We start from the raw sequence: 6,827 nt of genomic DNA, 5'->3' as shown, positions 1-6,827 counted from the left end.
GACCACCATCGCCGACCCCGCCAACGGCCACCTGATCACCTACGTCAACGGCCCGAACAACCGCCTCAACATGGTCGACCCCCGCGGCAACGGCTGGACCCAGTTCCCCACCACGCTCTCCGGCACCGCCCTGGCAACGGACGCCGTACCGCAGACCATCGCCGACCCCGCCGACGGACACCTCGTCACCTTCGTCCGCGACACCGCCAACACCCTCTGGTCCGTCGACCCGCAAGGCGAAGGCTGGACCAAGTACCACGGAGGACCCTCCACCCCCTGACCCGCGCACCGCACCGGCGCAGCAGGCCGTGACCTGAGCTGCGCCGATCCATCCTTCGGCCCTGTGCCCGAGTACCTCTCGGGCACAGGGCCGGAAGACGTCAGGCAGGTGAAACGACCTCGACGCTCGGGACCGGAAGCGCAGGGCGGCCCCGGCAGGAGCCCGGCATGTGCCAGCCGCCGCGCGGCCGCCACCGGTGGACGCAAGGAAGAAGGCCGGCGCAGCGCCCGCCCGAAGACCGCCCACGCCTCTTTGGCTCTGACCGCAGTTCCGCGACGATGCTGGCGGGCTCAGTCGTCGGTCGCGACGACGAGTCTCAGCAGCGCGCGTTCCCGGTCCACGACGACGTACTCGTGGAAGTCCGTGTGCACGCCGCCCCAGTCATGGAATGCCCGCTTCCCCAGATTCCGCAGTCGGTAGCAGGTGGTGGCGGACTCGACGGCGGCGAACACCTGCGCGGCGAGCGTCTCCTCCAGCGGCTCAGGGACTGTCCCGTGCTGGCCGGCCCAGCCGCGAAGCGTGGACAGTGCCTCGGTGCTGCTCACCGCGTCGTAGGCGTGCGCGGTGACGTGCGTGAGCCAGTACGGGCCGTGGCGGGTCCCGGCCGGATCGACGCCGCCGCCCGCGTAGTCGTCACGGAACTGCTCGTGGGCAACCAGGGCCGTCAGCAGTTCGCCGTCACTGGCGCCTCGTGGGGTCCCGAAGACCCTCACATCCACCCAGCGGTAGCCGTGCGCGCCGGGCTGAGCGAACTCGTGGTCGCGGAAGCTCACGAACATCCGGGCATCAAGGAGGAGCTGGATCACCGGCCCACGGTATCCCGTAGGACGAAGCGACTGACCAGCGTCAGGATCGGCCGCCCCGGCGGGGTGTGGCGGCCTTCACAGAGCCCCGGGTAGGCGCGCAGGCCGCCTGGGGCCCGTCCGGGGCACTGGTGGGGCCGTGGAGCCCCGCCACGCCCGCCCGGGCCGCCGGGGCCAGCTGTTCATGCGTCACCGCCGCCAACCTCCGGAGACCGCGTCGCGCTCGTCCATTGGTAGCCGAAAGATCTTGGTCCCGACCCGAACAAATCCCGGAGCGCCCCCAATAGCTAGGCCAGGAAGGAGTCGTGTCACCAACCGTCCACGCCGCCAGGCCGACCGCCCACCTCGCTCGGGCCGGACGGTCGCTAAAGCATTGCACTGCAATGCTTTGCAATGCCACGTGATGCTTCCACAGGCGGAAGCATCAATTTTTTCACCAATATACCTTTGATTCAAAGGTTAACGGGGTTGGCGTGGCCCTGGGCGCACGCTGCCCAGGGCAACCTGCCTGGCTATCGAAAGAAGGCCTCCCGAAGCCCGCCTGAGCAGAGCCGACCGCAGTGTAAAACTGGTGACGGAGCGCCACCCAGGGCTGCGAGAACAACAAGACCTACGTCGGCAACGACGAGCAGATGCCCTTCCTCACCATTGAGCCGGCCGATGTGGCTCGGCCTCGAAGTACGGCAGCATCAGCCCGGGGAGGGGTGGAGGGGATGTCAGTGGTATCGCCGATGGGCGGCCTGGGCTGAGGTGTCCAGGTGCTTACCGACAGCCGCCCAGGTCATGCCCGCGTCCGTGGCTGCGGCGATCTCGTCACGAAGGACCAGTTCGGCGGCATCACGAAGCAAGCTGGCCAGGCGGACGCGGTACCCGGCACCCAGGCGAGGCTCCTGCGCCGAGTGAGTTCGGACGAACTCGGCAAGCATGTCGTGGAACGCCTGACCATCAGGTCTGGGTGGTTGATCAAGCCGGATCCGTTGGTTGGGCATCGTCCAAGAGTGGCACCTGACGAGCAATTTCATCAACAAAAGCTTATGAAGCTGCAAATCTGCAGGTAGAAGGGACCTTTTAGAAGGGTCTGAACTGTCGGACCCGCTGAGTAACGTACGTGCAGAGGCGCGACAGATGGTCTACGGCCGCTCGGCTCATGCTGAGCGGCCCCCCGCGGGAACGGGAGGCCGCCGTCGCACCCGTCCGAGAGAAATCGAGAGGTGCTAGGTATGAACGTACGTGGCAGGTCAGACACCACCAAGAACTCCCCACGCCGACGCGGCTGGGCGATCACCGCCGCCAGCATCGCCGTGATCGGCGCAGCGGCCCTGACGGCCGTGTATCCGGCCAGTCTGGGCCCGATCGGCGCGGGCGCGGCCGTAGCCGGCGTCGTACTCCCGACGGCCCGGCGCCGGCGGTAGCCGGGTAGGCAGCCCGCTCGGCGTGGCCGGTCGGCCGTGCCGGGTGGTCGCCACGGTCGGCAAGCACAGCAGCCGGGTGGGGGCGTACAGACCTCGGAGGCAGAGTGGGGCGCATTGACGCCAGCCGACCCGGCGCAGGCGTCGCCTCACCTTTCCGGGCGGCCGGGCTGCTCGCCCGGTGCGCCGACGACCCCGGTATGGCCGTCCTCACCACCCCACCTGGGCCCCGGCCCGGCGGTCGGACGGCTGGCGGGCCGGGGACGGTGGGGGTCAGTGGGTTCCCGCGCACGAGCCCGACGTCGGTGAAGCACGCATTGGCGGTGCGGGCCCGAAAAGGGCCCGCCCCAGCCGCCCCGCCCGGCCCGCAGCAGGCCGGGGTGGGCCGTGGCACCGGTGACGTGGGCTACGGGCGCTGGGGCCAGTTGTCGGACCGAAGAGGTCGGTAGACGGGTCGGGGCGGGGCGGCCAGGTGCTGGGCCGCGGTGCGGGTGCGCTCCAGCCAGTCGGCGAGCCGGGCGATGGTGGCGTCGTCGAGCAGGGCGCCGATCTGCTCGACGGCCTGGTGGTCGCCCTCGTCGAGGTCGTACAGGCCGGCACGGGCCAGCGCCGTCCGGAGCGCCTCCGTCCCGGGGGCTGTGGCCGGGCGCTCGACGCGGGGGTTCTCGGCGGCGCGTCGTTGTACGGCGGATTCGGCGGCCTGGCGTTCCTCGTCCTCCCGGCGCCAGCGCTGGACGGTCGGGTCAGCGTCGGGATTGTAGGTTTCCAGGTTCTCCTCGGTCATGACATAGCCGATGCGGCGCCATTCCTTGTGGTCCTGGATAGCGCCCTTGATGGCGGCCCTATCGCCCTCGTTTTCGCAGACCCTGGAGCGGTGGCGTTCCCATCCGGCGGCGTCCGAGGTGGCTTCGGTGACCTGTTCTCGGGTCATTCCGGTGGCCTGGCGGCGAATGATTTCACGGCTGCCGATGGAGCGCTGCACGGGTTATTCCTTTCCGGTTGGCGGTGTTCCGGATTTCTAGCAGGCCGCTCCGGAGATACACAACCCTTCCCGGGTGAGTTTGCATTGGCTGTTGGTCGTGATTTATCGCGTGTGCAGTAGGAAGGTATGCGCGGGCGCTTTCTGCCGTGATTGGGCGGAAATTTTTCACCTGTCCGGCCGGTCCGTCCCCGGGAATCCGGCGGCCAGGGCCCGGCCGGTTCGACGTGGTCCCAGACCGCCAGGCGCCGACGCCGACGTGAAGGAAAGCTGGGGCCTGCGAGCGGGCCCGGCTGGCCGACAAGGCGTCCACCTGCTGGCACCCACCGGAGTGGGCGGGGCCGTTCCTGGGGCCCGCCATGCGGCGGGCCCCAGGAACGGCGGGTCACTGGAAGTGGGCGGTGATCTGCTCGATGATCCAGTCGGTGACGGCGCGGGCAGTACCGGCGGCGGCTCCCCGGGCTAGCTGCCCGGCCAACTGCTGCTGCTCGACGGCCAGGGCCTGCGGACGGGCCGGCTGCTCGACGGCCAGGGCCTGCGGACGGGCCGGCTGCTCGACGGCCAGGGCCTGCGGACGGGCCGGCTGCTCGACGGCCAGAACCGGCTGCGCGGGGAGCGCGGTGGCGGTGCGGGTGCGCGGGCGGGTGGTGCGGGGCTTGCGGGACATCAGGTCCTCCCCCTCGGGATGGCGGTGAGCGGTGGTCAGCCGGCCGGCTTGGACACCACGATCCCGCCGGGAAGAACCCGGAAGGGGATCTGCGGAACGACGCGGACGATCCCGAAACCCGTCCCGTGTCGGGGCTGGTGAGCACTACTGTGAGATCCCTGCCGGGCGGAGGATCACGGACACCGGCGGATGATGGCGGACCGCCCGACGACGGCCCGCCCAGGGGAAGACGCCGCAGCCCCCGCCCCGGAAGGGCCGGCCTGCGGCGCGGGGACAGGACAGGCAGGGCCGCCGCCATGGCAGCAGGACACAACCCCCAGGTGCAGCAGGCGCTGCGGGACTTCGCGGGCCGGCTGAAGAAACTGCAGGCGAGGGCGGGCAACCCAACCGGGCCGCAACTGGTCAAGGCCTCCGCGGGCGCGTTGAACACCACCGTCGTCAGCGAACTCCTGGAAGGAAAAGCCGGGACTTTCCGAATTCCCCCGTGGGACCGGATTTCCGCATTCGTGGAGGCGTGCAAGGCCCATTCCGCTGGGGACGGATTCCCGCTCGACCCGCCCCTCGGCGACATCCGCCACTGGCGCAAGGCCCACGGTGACCTCGTCGAGCACGTCGAAGAACTCGCCGGCATCAACACCGGCGCCGCACCCGGAGATGCCGCCGGGCACGAGGGCAGCGCGGCCGCACCGACCGAGGGGGCCGGGGCCGGTACCCGTGCCGGCATCGCGAAGGAAATCGGCGGCGGAACGTTCAACGGGCCGGCGATCCTCGGCCGGACCATCCACGTGACACTCCCCCAGGACGCCCCCCTGGCGGCCGGGTTGCCGCCGCTCGCCCCGCCGCCGGCCGTCCCCGCCGGGTTCACCGGCCGCGACGAGGACCTGGAGGACCTGCTCACCGCCCTGAACCCGCCCACCGACAACGGTGCCGGTGCCGGCGGCTGGGAGGCCGCGGTGGTAGTGGCGTCAGTACTGGGAATGGGCGGGATGGGCAAGACCACCCTGGCCCTGGCCGCCGGCCACACGGCCCTGCAGCGGGGCCTGTTCACCGGCGTGCTGTTCCTGGACCTGCACGGCTACGACGACACCCCCACCGACGCCGGCCACGCCCTCGACGGTGTCCTGCGCGACCTGGGCGTCGAGCCCGAGCGGATCCCGCCCGGCACCGACCAGCGCGCGGCCCTCTACCGCGCCCAGCTCGCCACCCGCGCCCGGCACGGCGAGCGCGTCCTCGTCCTGGCGGACAACGCCTCCGCCGGCGAGCAGGTCGAACACCTCCTCCCCCCGGGGGACGGACCGCACCGGATGCTCGTCACCTCCCGCAACGACCTCTCCCCCGCCCTCGGCGCGCGCCTCGTCGACCTGGACGTCCTCGACCCCGGCCGGGCGGTCGCCCTGATGGACACCGCGCTGCGCATCACCCTCCCCAAGGACGGGCGGATCGCCGCCGACCCCGCCGGCGCCGCCAGGGTCGCCGAGCTGTGCGGTTACCTGCCGCTCGCCTTGCGGATCGCCGCCGCGCAGCTGGCCGTGAACCGGGGCCTGAAACTAGCGGACCTCGTCGGGGACCTGGAGAAGCTGGAGGAGCGGCTGGACGTGCTGGACGACGGCACCCCCAAGGCGGTGCGGGCCGTCCTGGAACGTTCCTACCGGCGGCTGCCGCTCCCGCAGGCGGAACTGTTCCGGCTGCTCGCGGTCAACCCGGGGCCGGATCTGTCCACGGATACCGCCGTCGCCTACACCGGCATCGGCAAGCCCCGCGACGTCCGTACCCGCCTGACCGGCCTCGCCGCGGCCAGCCTCGTCCGCCAGGACCCGGACACCGGGCGGTGGCGCATGCACGACCTCGTGCGCGCCTACGCCACCGAACAGGCCCAACAGAACCCCCAGCACAGCGCCGTCGCCCGGCTGCGCCTCTTCGAGTACTACGCCCGCACCACACGGGCCGCCGACGCCCATCTCGACCCCGCCACGAACGGCGACCGGAAGCGCTTCGCCGGCCGGGGCGCGGCCATGGCCTGGTTGGACGCGGAGCGTGCCAACCTCGTCGCCGCCGTCCACACCGCACACGCCACCGGCCGCCCCGGTATCACCATTGATCTCGCGGGCTGCCTGGGGAGCTACCTGCCCGCACGTCGGTATCTGCAGGACGCCCTGGCCGTCGCCACCCTCGCCCACGAGGCGGCCACCTCCCTCGGCGACCACCACAGCGAAGCCGGCACAATGAACAACCTCGGCAACGCCCTGCAGGATCTGCGGCGCTTCGACGACGCCCTCCAAGCCCACCAGAACGCCCTCGACATCTTCCGGAACCTGGGCGACCGCCACCGCGAAGCAACCGCCCGGGGCAATCTCGGCGGCGTCCTGCAGGAGCTGCGGCGCTTCGACGACGCCCTCGACGCCCGCCAGAACGCCCTCGACATCTTCCGCGACCTCGGCGACCACCACAGCCAAGCGATGGCCTGGGGCGGGCTCGGCGGCGTCCTGCAGGAGCTGCGGCGCTTCGACGACGCCCTCGACGCCCACCAGAACGCCCTCGACCTCCACCACGACCTCGGCGACCACCACAGCCAAGCAATGGCCTGGGGCAATCTCGGCGGCGTCCTGCAGGAGCTGCGGCGCTTCGACGACGCCCTCACCGCCCACCAGAACGCCCTCGACCTCCACCACGACCTCGGCGACCACCACCG

General features: G+C 71.2%; 7 protein-coding genes. 4 read left to right on the top strand and 3 right to left on the bottom strand.

The genetic code is table 11. The features are described 5' to 3' along the window. On the top strand, positions 1-280 hold a 280-nt coding region (locus ACFUK0_RS32720), incomplete at its 5' end, for a hypothetical protein (RefSeq protein WP_380256276.1). Between the two features lie 290 nt (positions 281-570). Here ACFUK0_RS32720 and ACFUK0_RS32715 read toward each other — a convergent pair. Next, on the bottom strand, positions 571-1,086 hold the full coding sequence (locus ACFUK0_RS32715) for a hypothetical protein (protein WP_380256274.1): 516 nt from the start codon (positions 1,084-1,086) through the stop codon (positions 571-573). Between the two features lie 755 nt (positions 1,087-1,841). Here ACFUK0_RS32715 and ACFUK0_RS32710 point away from each other — a divergent pair. Both ACFUK0_RS32710 and ACFUK0_RS32705 read left to right on the top strand, forming a co-directional pair. Next, positions 1,842-2,141, top strand: a complete 300-nt coding sequence (locus ACFUK0_RS32710) for a hypothetical protein (RefSeq protein ID WP_380256272.1) — start codon at positions 1,842-1,844, stop codon at positions 2,139-2,141. A 162-nt stretch (positions 2,142-2,303) separates the two neighbouring features. Next, a complete protein-coding gene (locus ACFUK0_RS32705; RefSeq protein ID WP_380256270.1) occupies positions 2,304-2,495 on the top strand; it encodes a hypothetical protein in 192 nt (63 codons plus the stop codon). 403 nt (positions 2,496-2,898) lie between these two features. On the opposite strand, the gene ACFUK0_RS32700 is transcribed toward ACFUK0_RS32705, so the two are convergent. After that, entirely contained in the window at positions 2,899-3,474 is a 576-nt protein-coding gene (locus ACFUK0_RS32700) for a hypothetical protein (protein WP_380256268.1), read from the bottom strand. A gap of 382 nt (positions 3,475-3,856) precedes the next feature. Continuing rightward, positions 3,857-4,138: a hypothetical protein gene (locus tag ACFUK0_RS32695; protein WP_380256266.1), complete on the bottom strand. Its 282-nt coding sequence runs from the start codon at positions 4,136-4,138 to the stop codon at positions 3,857-3,859. Positions 4,139-4,458: 320 nt separating this feature from the next. On the opposite strand from ACFUK0_RS32695, the gene ACFUK0_RS32690 reads away from it, so the two are divergent. Continuing rightward, positions 4,459-6,827 (top strand): ATP-binding protein (locus tag ACFUK0_RS32690; protein WP_380256264.1); only part of this gene is annotated, 2,369 nt, incomplete at its 3' end.

The organism is Kitasatospora sp. NPDC057223, assembly GCF_042669755.1.
In the GTDB taxonomy this organism is placed as follows: domain Bacteria; phylum Actinomycetota; class Actinomycetes; order Streptomycetales; family Streptomycetaceae; genus Kitasatospora.
Note: the sequence above shows the minus strand (reverse complement) of the source record. Positions and strands in the feature narration are given on the sequence as shown.